General features: G+C 43.6%; 12 protein-coding genes, 3 tRNA genes and 1 CRISPR repeat array. Of the genes, 10 read left to right on the forward strand and 5 right to left on the reverse strand.

What is annotated here, in order from left to right; translation table 11 throughout:
- Positions 1-26: 26 nt before the first annotated feature.
- Both H5985_RS06515 and H5985_RS06520 read right to left on the reverse strand, forming a co-directional pair.
- The gene (locus tag H5985_RS06515; protein WP_205050506.1) at positions 27-1997 is read right to left on the reverse strand and encodes a DNA topoisomerase IV subunit B; all 1971 of its coding nucleotides are present in this window, start codon (positions 1995-1997) and stop codon (positions 27-29) included.
- A gap of 213 nt (positions 1998-2210) precedes the next feature.
- Positions 2211-2286: transfer RNA gene (locus H5985_RS06520), tRNA-Arg, on the reverse strand.
- 193 nt (positions 2287-2479) lie between these two features.
- Between H5985_RS06520 and cas3 the strand changes: the two genes are divergently transcribed.
- The 10 genes from cas3 to H5985_RS06570 all read left to right on the forward strand — a co-directional run bounded on the left by cas3 (position 2480) and on the right by H5985_RS06570 (position 13764).
- Positions 2480-5032 carry a CRISPR-associated helicase Cas3' gene (gene cas3 / locus H5985_RS06525; protein ID WP_205050507.1) on the forward strand — a complete coding sequence of 851 codons (2553 nt, stop codon included), beginning with the start codon at positions 2480-2482 and terminating at the stop codon, positions 5030-5032.
- A complete protein-coding gene (casA, locus tag H5985_RS06530) occupies positions 5032-6534 on the forward strand; it encodes a type I-E CRISPR-associated protein Cse1/CasA (RefSeq protein ID WP_205050508.1) in 1503 nt (500 codons plus the stop codon). The genes cas3 and casA overlap by 1 nt, the downstream gene beginning before the upstream one ends.
- A 6-nt stretch (positions 6535-6540) precedes the next feature.
- Positions 6541-7023, forward strand: a complete 483-nt coding sequence (gene casB / locus H5985_RS06535; protein WP_205050509.1) for a type I-E CRISPR-associated protein Cse2/CasB — start codon at positions 6541-6543, stop codon at positions 7021-7023.
- Positions 7024-7644, forward strand: a complete 621-nt coding sequence (gene cas6e, locus H5985_RS06540; RefSeq protein ID WP_205050510.1) for a type I-E CRISPR-associated protein Cas6/Cse3/CasE — start codon at positions 7024-7026, stop codon at positions 7642-7644.
- An 18-nt stretch (positions 7645-7662) separates the two neighbouring features.
- Positions 7663-8736 carry a type I-E CRISPR-associated protein Cas7/Cse4/CasC gene (cas7e, locus tag H5985_RS06545; RefSeq protein WP_205050511.1) on the forward strand — a complete coding sequence of 358 codons (1074 nt, stop codon included), beginning with the start codon at positions 7663-7665 and terminating at the stop codon, positions 8734-8736.
- Positions 8729-9430, forward strand: a complete 702-nt coding sequence (gene cas5e, locus H5985_RS06550; RefSeq protein WP_205050512.1) for a type I-E CRISPR-associated protein Cas5/CasD — start codon at positions 8729-8731, stop codon at positions 9428-9430. Before cas7e ends, cas5e begins: the two co-directional genes overlap by 8 nt.
- Positions 9427-10299: a type I-E CRISPR-associated endonuclease Cas1e gene (gene cas1e / locus H5985_RS06555; RefSeq protein ID WP_205050513.1), complete on the forward strand. Its 873-nt coding sequence runs from the start codon at positions 9427-9429 to the stop codon at positions 10297-10299. The genes cas5e and cas1e overlap by 4 nt, the downstream gene beginning before the upstream one ends.
- Positions 10277-10573: a type I-E CRISPR-associated endoribonuclease Cas2e gene (gene cas2e, locus H5985_RS09655; RefSeq protein ID WP_205050514.1), complete on the forward strand. Its 297-nt coding sequence runs from the start codon at positions 10277-10279 to the stop codon at positions 10571-10573. The genes cas1e and cas2e overlap by 23 nt, the downstream gene beginning before the upstream one ends.
- A 53-nt stretch (positions 10574-10626) precedes the next feature.
- Positions 10627-12547: a CRISPR direct-repeat array (repeat unit 28 nt; unit sequence GTTTTCTCCACATACGTGGAGGTGTTTC).
- Positions 12548-13571: 1024 nt separating this feature from the next.
- Positions 13572-13647 (forward strand) — tRNA-Asn (locus H5985_RS06565).
- 41 nt (positions 13648-13688) lie between these two features.
- Positions 13689-13764: transfer RNA gene (locus tag H5985_RS06570), tRNA-Asn, on the forward strand.
- A 123-nt stretch (positions 13765-13887) separates the two neighbouring features.
- Here the strand turns inward: H5985_RS06570 and H5985_RS06575 are convergent.
- From H5985_RS06575 to argH, 3 genes are read right to left on the reverse strand one after another with little or no spacing between them, the layout of a single operon-like run.
- The gene (locus H5985_RS06575; protein WP_205050515.1) at positions 13888-15009 is read right to left on the reverse strand and encodes an aminotransferase; all 1122 of its coding nucleotides are present in this window, start codon (positions 15007-15009) and stop codon (positions 13888-13890) included.
- Positions 15006-15968, reverse strand: a complete 963-nt coding sequence (locus H5985_RS06580; RefSeq protein WP_205050516.1) for an ornithine cyclodeaminase family protein — start codon at positions 15966-15968, stop codon at positions 15006-15008. The genes H5985_RS06575 and H5985_RS06580 overlap by 4 nt, the downstream gene beginning before the upstream one ends.
- A gap of 2 nt (positions 15969-15970) precedes the next feature.
- Complete coding sequence (gene argH / locus H5985_RS06585; protein WP_205050517.1) at positions 15971-17365, reverse strand: argininosuccinate lyase; 1395 nt, start codon at positions 17363-17365, stop codon at positions 15971-15973.
- Positions 17366-17578: the final 213 nt, after the last annotated feature.

Below are 17578 nucleotides of genomic sequence, written 5' to 3' on the forward strand. Positions count from 1 at the left end.
CTGTTTTTTAGTCACGTCCGATCTCCTTAAATATCCACTTCAACCTGATCACCGTTGTTTTCCATCCATGCCCGACGCATAGCCGCTTCCGAGCGACCCATCAGCATATCGAACATTTCCCGGCTTTCACTCAATGAGAGTTCACCGAAGGTCACCGGCATCAGACGGCGCGTTTCAGGATTGAGCGTTGTTTCCCAAAGCTGCTGCTCACTCATTTCGCCCAAACCTTTGAATCGGGACACCGTCACCTTATCCATGTTGACCTTATCCTTTTCAAGCTTTTTACGCTCAACGGCCAATTCCCGTTCATCCAAACAATAAATGGTTCGGGCCGGTTTTCGTCCGGTCTTCGGGACATCCATACGAAACAGCGGCGGTCTGGCCACAAAAACATGACCTTTGCGAATCAGTGCCGGGAAATGACGGAAGAAAAGCGTCAAAAGCAGGACCTGAATGTGTGAACCGTCCACATCAGCATCGGCCATGATGCAGATTTTTCCGTAGCGCAACTCTGACAAATCAGGATCGTCTTCAGGTCCATGCGGATCCACGCCGATTGCCACGGAAATATCATGAATTTCGTTATTGGCAAAAATACGGTCGCGATCCACTTCCCAAGTGTTCAACACCTTGCCTCGCAAGGGCAAAATAGCCTGAAAGTCCTTATCACGGCCCTTTTTAGCTGAGCCGCCGGCCGAGTCACCTTCAACGAGGAAGAGCTCGTTTTTACTGATATCTTCGCTTTCACAATCGGTGAGCTTACCGGGCAAAACCGCTACGCTGGAGCCTTTGCGTTTAGTGACTTTCTTGGCAGAGTTCTGGCGAGCTTGCGCTTGCTTGATCACGAGCTCGGCAAGCTTTTTACCTTCTTCAACGTGACCGTTCAACCAAAACTCAAATTGAGTACGCACAAAATTACTCACCAGACGCAAAGCATCACGGTTGTTTAACCGTTCCTTAGTCTGACCCTGGAATTGCGGATCGAGCACTTTGGCGCTCAAAATGGCGCTGGCTCGGGCAAAGACGTCTTCGGTTAAAAGTTTGACGCTTTTTTGCATCAGTCCGTGCGCCTCAATGAAAGCCTTCATCGCCAGATAAAGCCCTTCACGAAGACCCGATTCGTGTGTGCCGCCGGCAGGCGTCGGAATAAGGTTGACGTAGCTTTCCCGAACCGGCACTCCTTCTTCCTGCCAGGCGACCACCCAACTTGCGCCTTCGCCAACGGCAAAACCCATGGATTCGTCAGTGGCGTAGCCGCTTGATTCAAAGGGCGGAATCATCGGCTCGGCTGTCATTTCTGAGAGCAGATACTCACGAAGTCCGCCTTCAAATTTCCAGGTCTGAGTGGAGTCATTTTTTTCATTGATAAAGACGACTTCACAGCCCGGCATCAAAACCGCTTTGGAGCGAAGTAAACGCGTTAACTGTTCAACCGGAATATTGGGGCTGTCAAAATACTTGGGATCGGGCCACACATGAACTCGTGTTCCCGTGGCCGATTTCGGTCTCGGACTCTTTTGGCTTGTGAGCGGTTCAATCACATCGCCGTCGGCAAAAACAATTCGATGTTCTTTACCTTCACGCCAAACAGTGACTTCTAATCGAGTTGATAAAGCGTTGGTAACCGATACACCCACACCGTGCAAACCGCCAGCGAAGGAATAGGCACCGCCTGAATCTTTTTCAAACTTACCGCCCGCATGCAATTGCGTGAAAACGAGCTGAACTGCCGGAACACCCTCTTCTTTGTGAATGCCTACCGGAATACCGCGACCATCATCGGTTACCGTGACCGAACCATCTTTATGCAATGTCACCTCAATACGTGAGGCACCGCCTGCCAAGACCTCGTCACTGGAGTTATCGATAACTTCTTGGATGATATGCAGAGGATTATCAGTTAGGGTATACATGCCCGGACGTTGTTTGACCGGTTCAAGTCCCTTTAAAACCTTAATACTGGATTCACCGTATTCAGAACGTTTACTAGTAGCCATTGAAAATTATTCCGAGAACCAAAAGACAAAAATGAACACTCTTAGACTTTGCTGATTTCCTTCAAAAACGATTGTTTTTCAAAGCATCTTTTAAAAACAACTCGTCGAAATCTTTTCGCAAACACGCTATTTTACTGATTATTTTTCTGTTTTAGAGTACTTCTTTAAACAACAATGGCCCGATCATCAGACCGAGCCAATTGTTGATTTTGATGGTGGCCCCGCCGGGACTCGAACCCAGAATTACAGCTTAGGAGGCTATCGTGATATCCTGTTTCACCACGGGGTCACTATCTTTGATTTTCTTGAGTTGGCTAATTCTAAAGGATTTCATCAATATTGTGATGATACTGCTAGTAGAGAATCGTGGCGCTGTTTAATTGCGTCTTAATTTGAAGTTTCTTGTGTTATAGTCGGTATAAAGAATGAAAAAGCGAATTAGTGCTGATTCATTTTAGCCTAAATTCATTTACTGAATAATCATGAGACGCCCTAAGATAGAAGACAATTGTCATGTATGTAAGGCTATTGCATTTCAAGATTGTCTAGCCAAGACTCGAACAAATACAGAAGGTACGGTAACAGCCGGCAGAAGTGTTTGGGAACATTGTCTTATTGTGGGAAATATCGCTCAAGAATTAGCTAAACTTTTCCCGAAAGATACTTTCAAAACTACGGATATCAAAACGATTGGACTTCTAGCATCGCTGCATGATTTAGGAAAAATTTGTCCTAGTTTTCAGAATAAGTTAAAAAGGGTCATCGAGGACAATAATTTACTGGATGCAGACAGAATAATTGAAGAAAGACATCAGTTTCACGGTGGAGTCACTTATATTTCTCTCAGAGATTGGGGACTTCAGGATAAATTGGCCTGGGCGTTAGGCTCCCATCACAAAATTCTCATCAAAGGGAATTTGGAACTTCTTACCTCTACCAGTAGCCTTTTAGGTGGGGTATCTTGGGAAAACGAACGACAAAATTTTTTCAAAAATCTAAAAAAATACTTTCAGGTAGAGGAGATACCGTATTTTGACGACTATCATGCCGAAACCATCGCTGGCATTACTCAACAAGCGGACTGGCTTGGGTCTGCCGAACTCTTTGAAGATCCAAACATTCAATGGAAGAAACTGACTGTCAACTTATTAAAAGACAACGGATATGCTATCCCTAGTATCAAAAAGAATCTGACATTTAAAGAAATTTTTGGTTTCAGTCCCAGACAGATACAACAAGATTTTATAGACGCTATAAGTGCCCCGGGAGTTTATATCCTTGAAGCACCAATGGGAATTGGCAAAACTGAAGCTGCTCTTTACGCAGCTTATAAAATGTTAAATCAGGGATTGGCCCGAGGAATTTATTTTGCTTTGCCAACTTGCCTAACATCATTAAAAATAAAAGAGCGTGTCGATGAATTTCTCTCAAAAATTCAAGCTGAATCCGATTTAAGTTCCCAAATTATTGTTGGTTCCCGATTTGATAGCGGTGCGCTTTCTCCAGGAAAATCCTGGTTTTCGCAAAGAAGTCGAAGGATTCTGGACACATTCGGTGTCGGTACTCTGGACCAAGCACTTTTCGCCTCGATGATTAATAAGAGGAGTTTCGCAACTTTGGCCGGATTAGCCGGGAAAGTTGTAATACTAGACGAAGTACACTCGTATGATTTTTTCACTCGTGTATTTTTGGAAACATTAGTTAAGAAACTCTCAGACTTAGGATCAACGGTTTTAATTTTGAGCGCTACGCTGTCGAGTGATAGCAAAAAAGCGTTACTTAATTTCTCCCAAACTGATAAAAACTATCGGTTTAATGACTCTTATCCATTAATTACCCATTACTCAAATAAGCAAAAACTCATTGAATTACCTTCAAAGGTTCCCTCTCAACAAACGGTAAGTTTTGACTTAAAAACGGATACTTCTGCCGTTATAGAAGAGGTTATAAAACGAGCACGATCCGGTCAGCAAATTCTTTGGATTGAAAATTCTGTCGCCGATTGCCAAAGAATATATTCTGATATTCTGGCTAAATATGATTTGCAGGGAATTGAGTTGGGACTTATCCATTCCAGATTTTTACCCTCACACCGACGAGAATTAGAGGATCATTGGGTATCAATTTATGGAAAAAATGGGATAGAAGTTCGCAATGAACAAGGACGGATATTGATCGGCACTCAAGTGCTTGAACAATCGCTTGACATTGATGCTGATTTTTTAGTTTCCCGTTTAGCCCCTATTGATCTTTTATTACAGAGAATAGGACGATTATGGAGACATTCCCATATTAAGCGTCCCGTAACAGCGAAAAGACAAATCTGGATTATCACTCCTGAACAAGACCAAGAGAGCCTGCAGGAGGACTTCGCTGCTACTTACAGGGTCTACTACCCCTATATTCTTCGAAGAACAAAAGAGGTTCTCACTGAATGCACGCAAAAGACATTTCAGTTACCTGAACAAATTCGAAACTTAATTGAAAGTGTTTATCGAGACCGGACAGAAACAGATTCATATTTCAGCGATCCATTAAATGCCATGCTACACGGTGATGGTAAGCGCAAGGGAATCATTGAGATGCGAAACTTAGCTAAAAAGGCTGAAGTTACAGAAAATTGCCAAGAAACTCGATTATCAGATCCAATGACGGATCTTCTTATCGTCCGATCCATTAAAGCCGATAAAGACAATCGAGAAACAACCCTCTGTACTTTTGACAATGAAATGATCACCCTTCCATGGGTATGCAATGACCATTCATTGAAAGCTCGATTAAGTCGATTAATCGAAAAACAGCTTTTATCAATAAGAAGAAACAGCTTTACTCCTAAAACTGACACTGATCTTTTAATAAAAACATATCATTTAAATCAATACGTTTATCTAGAGGACTCGCCTCTTTGGATTGCTGTTATAAACAGTGAAGGCATGTTGCGGTCGTTGGGTGAAGATTGTCCCTCTGCATTCTCATACAGATTTAGGATGGCTTCGGGCAATCTTGGACTTCAATATTTAAAAAGGAAAATTTAATGAATAAATCATTCTCATTGGTTTCTAATCCTTGGCTACCTGTAGTTGGGTACGGAGAAAAAAGTTTATACGAAATTTTCTCCAATCCCTTCCCTTTAATAGGCGGGAACCCCATTGAACATGTCTCAATATTTAAATTATTGTTGGCGATCGCCCAAAGTGCCATCACTCCCAAAGATGAAAAGGAATGGTTGGATCTAACCGCAGAGGGACTCGCCCGTGAAGCACTAAAATACTTACAGTTTCACGAAAACAAATTTAACTTATATGGTCCCGAACCTTTTTTGCAGATGCCAGTAGTGAAAGGGGTTGGAGCTAAGCCTTTCTCTGTTGTTGTCCCCGAAATTGCTTCTGGAAACACAACGGTTCTAACTCAAACTCAAACAAACAGAGTTTTGTCTGATGCAGAATTGACGTTGAACCTTTTAACCTTGCAGAGCTTTGCCCTAGGTGGAAAGAAAACAGATAATTCTTTAGTTTTAACTAGTGGGTATAAGGGTAAGAAAGCTTCCGGGAAACCAGGTTGCTCACTTGAACAGTCCGGTTTGTTACATACCTATGTTCAAGGAGAAAATATTTGGGAAACCCTTTGGCTGAATCTTTGGACACAAGAACAACTTGAGACTGAAAAAATGCAAACCATTTTCCCCTTTGGAAGGGGGCAAGCTCCATGGGAAAAAATGCCCCAAGGGGAAGATTGTGACACTGCAAAAATGTTAAAAGGTAGTTTATTAGGCCGGCTCGTACCCCTTTGTCGTTTTTGCTTAATCGAAAATCAGAATATTCACCTCACAGAAGGCATTCAATACTCAAGTTCAAAAGAGGGCATAGTCGATACGACAGCCTCTCTTACTTTAGGGGATAAACCGAAAGCATTGCTTGTTAATCCCATGAAAAGACCCTGGAGAGAGCTGACGGCAATTCTAAGCACTAATCTCTCATCACCGGCACTGAGCTGCACTCAACTTACCATCTTCAACAGACACAGTCGAACACTGTCAACTGCTGATCCCAATAACCAGTATAAACAGGTGCATTACTGGTCGGGTGGGCTGCGAGTCAGTAATAAAGCAGGTGAACAGTTTGTCTCTGGCAGCGATGACTATGTTGATTCAAGTTTCAGACTCTCGCTCAAAGAACTCAGTGACTTTACATGGTTTACCTTGTTCTCTGAAGAAATTAAACAACTCGATCAGAAAGCGAAGAAACTTGGAACATGTATTCGCAAGTATTGCGAAGAAATGAAACTGGATACCGAAATAGCTAAGTTTGGTGAAAGCAAATTCTGGTTGCAGACCGAAACTCTGTGCCAAAACATTATTGACTGCTGCGTTGAAAAAGACCTTGCTAAGCAAAAACAGCAGTTTGAAAGTCTTCATCAAAGAATTTTCAGAATTTCGGAAGAAATTTATTCTGATTTATGTCCCTACACCACAAGTAAGCAACTGATGGCATGGACCAAATATCATCCCAATTCTTCATATGCCCGGAAAAGAGGTTAATAAGATATGAACGAAGAAAAATTTATAGAAATAGTTTTTTCATCAATAAAAGATAAAGGGGTAAGAGCGGCTTTCCGAAGGGCTGATTCTTCACGACTGAATTACCAATGCGTTGAATTTTTACTCAAGCTTGGAATTGACGCTGACAATTTTGACCATCGTACTGCTGCATTTACCGTTATGGCTTCAATAGCACGTTCAAATACCTCGGAAAACGGAGCTGTCAGCTTTGCTCGGGGCCTGGCATTGAGCTTCCCAGACAAAAGTGAAAGCGATGCGGCCATATTAAGGATGAGGAAATTATGTTCCTGCGAAAACGTCAGAGAGTTAGCCTTAAATTTGAGACCGATTCTTGATCTGATATCGAGCAGAAACATCCGTGTGGATTATGCCTCAATCTATAGAGACATGTTGTTATTTCGATACGAAAATCAAAGAGATAATCTGCGCATCAAATGGATGAAAGATTTTTATTCCCAGGAGCTTTAAGTGTTATTTCTATCGCAACTAACCCTTGGATACAAAGACCTCCAAGTTCTCAAAATTTCCGATGAGTACAGCATTCACAGGGTAATTTACTCATTATTTGAAGATTATCGAAGTAATGCTGAAAAAACTTCGTCGGTAAAAAGCGGTTTCTTATACGCAGAGCAAAAAAGCAATTCAATCGAACGGCGATTTTTGATACTTTCTGACCGGGCTCCGAACATTCGGAATGAAAAAATCGGAACAGTAATTACAAAGAAAATCCCTGAAAATTTTCTCAAGTTTTCTCAATACCGATTCCGGTTACTAGTTAATCCGACCATTCGAGACAAAAACACCGGGAAATTGAAACCCGTTATAGGAGAAACAAATATTTCTGTGTGGTTTGCTGAAAAATCTGTAAGTTCTTGGGGTTTTGCAACTTCGGATCTCAATGTCACCTCTATTGAGGTTCTGAACTTCAAAGGAAAAAACGGAAATTTGCTGACCATCTCAAGAGCTGAAATTGAAGGCACGTTAACCGTCACGAATTTTGAACTTTTTGCGAGCTCCTTTGCTCACGGAATCGGTCGAGCTCACGCTTTCGGCTGCGGACTGCTTCAACTTGTTCCGATTTATCAATAACATTTTGAGAGATTAATCATGACCAATCCTTTTACTAAAACACGAATTGAGTTTCATATTCTTCAAAGTTTCCCCGTCACCTGTTTAAACCGTGATGACTTAGGATCCCCTAAATCAGCTATTGTCGGTGGAGTTACTCGTGCAAGAGTCAGTTCCCAATGCTGGAAAAGGCAGATTCGTCTTACCCTGCACGGCTTAGGAGTGAAATTAGCTGTTCGCACAAAACATATTACTGATTTAATTGAAGAAGCCTGTATTGAACTTCAAGCTGACACCGAAAAAGCGAAAACTTGTGCGACAAAAATAAGTACTCTTTTAGCTAAAGATACTTTGTATTTTCTATCTGATTCCGAAGTAAGGGCCTACGCTCAATATGCGCAAGACCATTCATTTGATTTATCTAAAATTGATGACAAGGCTTTATTGAAAGATCTTGTCAAAATTTCGAAAAAGACTCGCATATCCGCTCTTGACGGTTTAGATTTGGCACTTTTTGGAAGAATGGTTGCAAAAGCTCCGGAGTTAAATATTGAAGCCGCCAGTGCTTTTTCTCATGCTATTTCTACCCATAAAGTCAATTCCGATCTTGACTTTTTCACAGCCTTAGATGATTTCAATCTTGATGCCCAAGAAGGTTCCGCACATATGGGATCGGCAGAGTTTAGCTCAGCTACATATTATCGGTATGTCTGTTTGGATCTCGGTCAATTAGCTGAAACCTTAGGAATTGAAGATCGTCAATCCCCTGAAATGCAAAAGGCTATTGAAACTTTTGTTAAAGCCCTCTATCTCGCCGTTCCTCAGGCTCGTCAAAATACATTCTCCGGTCAGTGCGGTTGGGACTATGCAAAAATATATGTGAGAAAAGGCCAACCTCTGCAATATTCTTGTGATGAACCGGTTCGGTATGACGCCAAAAAGGGTGGCGGATATTTACAACCGAGCATTGATGCCCTAAATAGTTTCTTGACCTCAAAAATAAGAATGAGCGGTAGTCTGTTTGGCAAAATCGAAGAATATGAACTTTCTGCACAACAAGGCAGTATTGATGAATTGATTCAAGTTCTAAAAAAATCTGTATGTTATGAATAATGCATATTTATTGTTATGGCTGGAAGGACCATTTCAGTCATGGGGTAATGACTCCCGCTACGGAAGGCGGGACACTCTCAAATTTCCAACCAAATCTGCTTTATGTGGAATGGTTTGTGCTTCTATGGGAGCTCGTGGAGAGCAGAAAAAATTTCTGAATGAATTAGCTAACACAGAAATCACTGTATTTGCGTATTCATCTAAGAAAAGAAATATTTCTTTACTGCAAGATTTTCAAACTGTGGGGAATGGGTACGATAGCAACGATCCTTTCGAATCGTTGCTGGTACCTAAAACTGCTCTCGGAAAATCACCTAATGGTACCGGTTCAAAGATCACTTATAGGTACTACTTGCAGGATGCAAGCTACGCAGTGGTATGGGAGCTTCCTGAGGAGCTTGCTCAAGAGATAGCACAGAGAATTGTTGATCCTATTTATTTTGTTTCACTGGGAAGAAAAAATTGTATTCCATCAGAGTGGATATACCAGGGAGTCTTTACAAACAAAGAGGAGGCATTTACACAGGCTCAGAACATAGCAGAGCACAAACAGAAAATATGCACAAAAACAATCCTTGAAGGGGCATTTCCTGATCAGGGTGAAGTCATTGCTTTGCATGATATCCCAAAGCAATTCGGTGAATTCAAAAAGTACTCTGATCGCTTTGTAACTATTGTCGAACCTGAACAATGAAGTCAAATCGATTACTCATTAGAGTGGACAAAGAATATTTACCGCAAATCAAAGATAGATACCCATTTGTCTACTTGGAAAGAGGCCGACTTGAGGTCGACGACAGTAGCGTAAAGTGGATCGACTCTGAGGGCAGGGTTATTCCCCTGCCCATCAGCACCATTCAATCTTTGCTTCTAGGCCCGGGAACTTCTGTGACACATGAAGCCATCAAAGTCCTGGCAATGGTGAACTGCATGGTTTCATGGGTCGGCGAAGACAGCCTACTTTATTACGCAGCCGGGCAAACGCCGACACAAAATACTCGCAATTTAGTTAAGCAGTTGACTTTGTATTCGGATCCCCAAAAAAGATTGAAAGTCGCCAAAAAAATGTTTTCTTATCGCTTTCCCAATACAGACATTGATAAAAAAAATTTAAAAGAATTAATGGGCATGGAAGGCATCAGGGTAAAAAATCTCTATTACGATCTGTCTGTTAAGTACGACGTTCTCTGGCACGGAAGAAGCTATAAACCCGGTGAATTCCAAATCAGTGATTTGACAAACAAATGCATCACTGCGTGTAATACTGCCTTGTACAGCATTATCAACGCTTGCGTTCACTCAATGGGACTTTCTCCTAAAATTGGATTTATTCATTCAGGTAGTCCTCTTCCCTTTGTATACGATATCGCCGATCTCTACAAGCCTTATTATTCGCTTGATTTAGCATTTTGTATAACAAAAGAAATGGCTGGAGTTTATCTTGCCGAGAAACTGAGAACTGCTTTCGTCAAAAGAGTTGTAGAGGGAAGGCTGCTTGAGCAAATCCCTAAAGATATTTCTTGCATACTAGGCCTGAAAAATGATAATCCTAATAACGAATGACCTTCACCCTGCTGTGCGAGGAAGAATAAAGCTTTGGTTTGTAGAATTAAAACCTGGAGTTTTTGTTACGGGAGTCAGCGGTTATCTCTCAAAAAAAATAACTCAATTTTTGTTAAAACAAAAATTCGGTGCAGGAAGTTTGTTAATCGAATCAACGACTAATTCTCCTGGATATAGAATCCACACTTTTGGTCTGCCCGATAAGCAAGTGATCAGAATATCTGACCTTCAGCTTATTGTTTCCGGTAAAAGACCTGGGTTAATAAAAAGTTAAATTTTTATAACAATACTTTGATTATTTCTTAAGTCTTTATACAAAATATTGCTGTTTTCTCCACATACGTGGAGGTGTTTCCGTATTGAAGCCCGGCGAGGACATTACTTTTAGGTTTTCTCCACATACGTGGAGGTGTTTCCAAACAAAAAATTATTCTTTTGAACTACATGGAGTTTTCTCCACATACGTGGAGGTGTTTCCCCGGTACGGAGTAAACGGGCATAGGACGAACAGTTTTCTCCACATACGTGGAGGTGTTTCTACTTAGCCAGACGATCAATGGTCCGACATTCCGTTTTCTCCACATACGTGGAGGTGTTTCTTTCACCTTTTATTCATAACGGAAAATAACTTGGTTTTCTCCACATACGTGGAGGTGTTTCTCAGGATTTGAATTAATAGGTAATCCAAAATAAGTTTTCTCCACATACGTGGAGGTGTTTCTATCCTCGCGCGGGCTTCCGCTTTGCGCCTTGAGTTTTCTCCACATACGTGGAGGTGTTTCTAGCCGCCGGGACAAACATTTCATTGCCATTTAGTTTTCTCCACATACGTGGAGGTGTTTCTGACGCACGTTGACTGGCACCCGTACCCCGAAGGTTTTCTCCACATACGTGGAGGTGTTTCTGGAGTTAAAAAATGAAGGCATATTCTATTTTCGTTTTCTCCACATACGTGGAGGTGTTTCCATGATCGATTCGATTGCCGGATCTGAAATTGCGTTTTCTCCACATACGTGGAGGTGTTTCCGAAAAAGCCCGTCGCTTCTTGCTTCGGGCTTCGTTTTCTCCACATACGTGGAGGTGTTTCCGAGATCCCCGGCAAAATGAACGATGAACGCCGGTTTTCTCCACATACGTGGAGGTGTTTCTGAGCAATCTCCCACAAATATTTCATTTAAAAAGTTTTCTCCACATACGTGGAGGTGTTTCTGATGAGGGCATTTATCCCAGAAGGCCCAAAGTGTTTTCTCCACATACGTGGAGGTGTTTCCCAATTTCACCGTTCCATCGGCTTCCCGTTGTCGTTTTCTCCACATACGTGGAGGTGTTTCTCATCGGATTCGGTGATTCGGATGTACTCTTTGGTTTTCTCCACATACGTGGAGGTGTTTCCACAGAACTGGTCTTATCAAAAAAGGAAGCTAGGTTTTCTCCACATACGTGGAGGTGTTTCTAACTGGGTATACTTGTTGCTATTCTGATAGAAGTTTTCTCCACATACGTGGAGGTGTTTCCTAGACCACTTTTGAGACATGGAGGTGTGTTCCAGTTTTCTCCACATACGTGGAGGTGTTTCCCCGCTTCAACAGACCGAATCGTGGTTTGCAGAGTTTTCTCCACATACGTGGAGGTGTTTCTTCTTTCTCTCGGCGATTGACGAGCCCTTGATTGTTTTCTCCACATACGTGGAGGTGTTTCCGACGCTTCGAGGTAGTTACCAACACTGCCGGTGTTTTCTCCACATACGTGGAGGTGTTTCCGGCATTAAAGCAAACCCTGCCACCCATTCAAGGTTTTCTCCACATACGTGGAGGTGTTTCCATACCCATCGGGGATTTCACGGTATCGTGGCCGTTTTCTCCACATACGTGGAGGTGTTTCCATCGGCAGCTTCCCAAACTCGACGAAGTCCTCGTTTTCTCCACATACGTGGAGGTGTTTCCGTTTAGCCCAGTTAATGTTGCTCATTTTCTGTAGTTTTCTCCACATACGTGGAGGTGTTTCTTCATAAGTTTTTCAGTCTGTCATCATCGGGAAGTTTTCTCCACATACGTGGAGGTGTTTCCTGGAATGCGCAAGACATTCAAGACGAAATTACGTTTTCTCCACGTATGTGGAGGTGTTTCCATGCTCTCGAGTGACGATATCTGCCAGTTCTGGTTTTCTCCACGTATGTGGAGGTGTTTCTTGAATTACCCTTCTAAGACCTTCGCCATTGCTATTTTCTCCACATACGTGGGGGTGTTTCCGACTTCTCAGTGTTTGGCTGTGCTTGGTTGGGATTTTCTCCATTTAAGCAACCAATATCGGCGGAGTTTTCTGTTGTATGAAAAGCCCCTGTGATCGTTGCAACTCTTGATGATGTCAAACCTGCTACTGAAAAACCACCTCGGATGTTTGGTCTAAAAACACGCGAGCCCCGATAGTTGGGACTACCAAGGCTCTTTACTTACGCGTTCAGCATGCAAGAAGCAAGATCAACGCCATGATGATTTTGATCACCCAACGTCTCAAGCGTTTTGCTATGGTTTTGTCCCCCGAGATTGGGAGGAAACCACAACAAAACCTCCCAATACTTAGCGAGTAATCATGCAAATCTCGCTGGACGTGGGAGGTATTTTACCTAAATAAGGCCATTGTCCAAACATGACTGGATTTTCTCTACATACGTGGAGGTATTTCTGAATACGACAAACCGGCTGCACACAATAAAAATGTGTTTTGCATACGTTTCAGTATGAACTACCGTGCTCTGTTGAACGCGGTTTCATGGGAGCGTACCCCCATTTCTAGCAGTTGTCGGACATCGCATGTGCATGCAGATTCCGTGCAAGCACGGGCGCGTCCACTAAGACGCCCCCATCGAGTTCGAGCAACTTTTTGAGCTGTTTATTCTCGAATTCTTTTAGCCGGAGAAAGGTAGATTGTAAGGAGCCGACGCGCCTCACAACGAGATTTTATTACGCGAACTTTACCGGTTCGCCCGTTATCCATCCCCGCGCTTTCGCACAGGGAATTCCGCGGCATTTGTTGAAAATAGAGATTTTTTCAGTAGTTCAAAATCGGATTGAAAATACTGATTCAAATATGCAAGGAAGAGCCATTCTTAAAACTATCTTTAGGAGGCACTTTATTGATTGGAAAGAGAACTCTCAAAACTGGCTATGATCATTTTCAATTTGGTCGCAGTGAATTTTTTCAGAATTGTTTTAAATTGCTCTAAAAATACCTTGCATTTTTCTTACGTCCTTTGTATACTTCTCAGCCTTGATTCCCCGATAGCTCAGTCGGTAGAGCGACGGACTGTTAATCCGCAGGTCGTTGGTTCGAACCCAACTCGGGGAGCCACACAATTCATATGATTGAGTTCGATTTCCGGACTTCTTCATTCCCCGATAGCTCAGTCGGTAGAGCGACGGACTGTTAATCCGCAGGTCGTTGGTTCGAACCCAACTCGGGGAGCCACTTTCAAAGCCCGTATGTCTCTGACAGCGGGCTTTAATTTTTCACGACAAAGCCGCCCAAAAATTAAGCGGGCAGATCACCTATTTGATGCCCCACCCGCAATCTCTCAATATCTTTGAACCATCAAGGAATTTCCCTTAAGAATTCAGAAGTCAATTCCAATCCTTTTTTCAAGACTTCCTTGTTATTGGCATAGCCAATACGGACATACCCCTCAGTATGCAAAGCCGAACCCGGTGTAAACATCACGCCTTTTTCCTTTACCAGGCGTTCACAGAATTCGTGAGAAGCCAATTGCGTATCAATGTGCACAAATGCGGTCGTTCCGGCCTTGGGCTTGACGTACGAAGCACGCGGTTCGCTTTGTACCCATCTGTCGAGAATTTCCAAGTTTTCACGCACAATAGCACGATTTCTGGCCAAAATCTTATCCTTGGCACCAAGCGCCAATTCAGCGAAGTATTCATCGATCATGCCGACGCTGATCGTGTTGTAGTCACGATGGTGCAACACCGCTGATATCAGTGATTGAGGTCCCGTCACCCAACCGAAGCGCAAACCGGCCAGACTGAATACTTTTGACATACTGCCCGTACTGATACCCTTTTCATACATATCTGCGACTGATGGACTGTAAACATCTTCTTGCGTGAGTCCCCGGTAAACCTCATCGCACAAAACCCATGCATCCACCGACTTGGCAATATCACAGATTTCTCTCAGCATCGCCTCGTTCATCAATGACCCGGTCGGATTATTGGGATTGTTGATGCAAATAAGTTTCGTGTTGGGTTTGACCATTTCACGAAGCTCTTTGAGATCAGGTAAGAACCCATTTTCGGGTTTAAGCCGCAACGTCTGAATGTCTGCACCGAAACTTTCGGGGATAGAATAATGCTGCTGATAAGTCGGAATAACGGAAATGACGTGATCACCCGGCTCCACAAGTGTTTCGTGCACCAACATATTGGCACCGATACAGCCGTGCGTCGTCACCACATTGGCAGCGCTTTGCTTTTGATACAACCCGGCAATGAGTTCACGCACTCTGGTGCTTCCCTCAATCCAACCGTACGTGAGTTTCTTTTTCAACAAGTCTGCGGTCATCTGCTCAGGACTGACTCCTGCCAAGGCAAGAAGCTCCTCTACAGTAACGGACTCAACACACGTTTCAGCTACGTTGTACGTGCACTTGGTTTCCCACTCATTCATCCATTGTTCGACGCCGAACGCTTCAATTTTCATTGTTGATCCCCTTCATTTTTGATTTCTTTGTAGACGGCCAAAGCAACGGCCACATCTTCTAACCCCTGACCGATTGAGCGGAAATAAACGGGCCTGTCATAAGCGGGCATTTCACATGCCTTGTTAACCAACGCTCCCAAATCGCCTTTAACCCTCTCTGGCTTCCAAGTGCCTGCCTCGGTTGCCAATTTCATTTCTCCTGCCACCGTTGCCGTTGTAGCCGTGCAGTCGCAATAGACGTCCATCTTTGCAAGCATGGCGGGATCGACTTCGTGAGCACCAGGGGCATTGGTGGAAATCGACGTAATCAAAGGAGCTCCTTTGATATCCGTGGTGCTGATAACGGCTTGAGCTGCGCTGGTACAAAGCAAAATTACATCCGCTTTTTGAAGGGCTTCAGCTTTGCTTGACACGAATTCCAGCCGTCCTTGAGCCGCCGCTTTAAATTCTTCACGCTTGTCTTCGGTCAGTTCATGACTGTTTAGAGACCACACTCGAACGCTCTCCCAATCACGAAGCCCGAACACATACCGAATATGTGCCAAAGCCTGCGCTCCGGTGCCGATAACAGCCAAGTGTTTAGCGTCCTTTCGTGCCAAATACTTCACGGCAACAGCCGTGGTTGCTGCCGTGCGCTCAAGGGTTAAGCGGGAACTGTCAACCAACAGTAAAGGATTACCTGTTTCGGTAGACATAAGAAGCGTCCAGGCCGTCACGGTATAGCCTTTTTCCTGAACAATAAAAGGTGAAGTTTTAAGCCCATAGACTCCCGCACTCATCCACACACCGGTGTAGTTAATAAAGTCACCTTTATCATTTGGGAAAAGCGTCTGAACCTGCTTGGGCTGCACGGCCTCACCGCGCCCCAAAGCTCCGAACATGGCCTCCACGGTCGAGAAAACATCCACTTTAGGCAATACTTTAAGAACGTCTTCCCGGTTTAAAGTCAAAACAGTCATCTTTAAACTCCACAATGCGTAACATTCAGACGAGCCTTGGCGCGATTAATTTGCTCAACAACCCGTTCAGGAGCCGTACCGCCAAATGAATGACGGGCTGCTACACACGCTTCAAGCGTAATGTACTGATGGATATCGTCTTCAATGGCATCAGAGAACTGCTTGTATTCCTCAAGCGTCATCTTCTCGAGATCCGTATCGTGTTTGATGCAGTAATTGACGATGTGGCCCACGATGTGGTGAGCCAGACGGAAAGGAATGCCTTTTCGGGCAAGATAATCGGCTAAGTCCGTGGCGTTCGAGTACCCTCTGCCGGCACCGATACGCGCCTGATCGGCGTTGACCGTCATCTTCTCGAGCATGGGCTTGAGAATGCGCAGACTCATATGAAGCGTATCAATCGAGTCAAAGGTCGGCTCTTTATCTTCGCTCATGTCAGTGTTGAAAGCTAAAGGCAGACCTTTCATCATGGTAAGCATCGCCTGCAGATTACCGAACACGCGACCAGCTTTGCCGCGGATCTTTTCTGCAATATCCGGATTCTTCTTATTAGGCATGATGGAAGAACCCGTACAGAAGTCGTCAGACAAATCAAAGAAATGAATATCCTGACTCGTAAAGAGCACGATTTCTTCACTTAAACGACTCAAGTGCATCATGCAAATCGCTGCAGCCGAATCCGTCTCAATCAAATGATCGCGATCGCCGATCGTATCGACTGAATTTTCACTCGGACCTTCAAAGCCCATTTCTTTAGCAGTCATTTCACGATCAATCGGGAAGGTGGTCCCCGCCATCGCAGCGGCACCCAACGGGCAGACGTTTAAACGCTTATAGGCATCTTCAAAACGACCGATGTCGCGCTCGAGTATCCAGAAATAAGCCATCATCCAATGAGAAAATAAAATGGGTTGACCGGTCTGAAAATGCGTATAGCCCGGAAACATCACCCCCATGTATTGCTCGGCTTTGGCAATAACAGTTTTTTGAAGATCCCGGATGGCTTTAATGATTTCAATAATTGCGTGGCGCGTGTACAGACGAACATCGAGCTGAGCCTGATCGTTACGGGAACGGGCCGTGTGCATTTTGCCTCCGACCGGTCCCACAATCTCTGTCACGCGTCTTTCGATTGCCATCTGAATGTCTTCATCGGCCACATCAAATACAAAACGGCCGTCCTCAATTTCCTGACGGACGGCATCCAAACCTTTCAAAATTTCCTTCGCTTCCTGCTCAGTCAGAATTTTCTGTGCAGCCAACATGTGAACATGCGCCGTGCTACCGATAATCGAAAAAGGTGTGACTCGTTTTTCGATCAAAATCGTGGCATTGAATTCCTGCACCAGATGATCCATCGGCAGATCAAATCGTCCGCCCCACATTGTTTCAGACATGGTTAACTCCGGATGAAAAAGATTTGTTCATTTTAACCTGATAAAACGGTCGGCAACTCTCAAATATTGCCGGAAAGACACAATACTGTTCCCAAAAAAATACACCATAAATTGGAAAATATGCCGATAAAAACACGATTCATGGTATATATTGTGTATAGCTTCATTGCTAATAATTTTTTTTCGTCCAAGTATTGATATCGCGATCATTTG

Source organism: Parasutterella secunda, from assembly GCF_016901835.1.
GTDB lineage: Bacteria > Pseudomonadota > Gammaproteobacteria > Burkholderiales > Burkholderiaceae_F > Aphodousia > Aphodousia faecavium.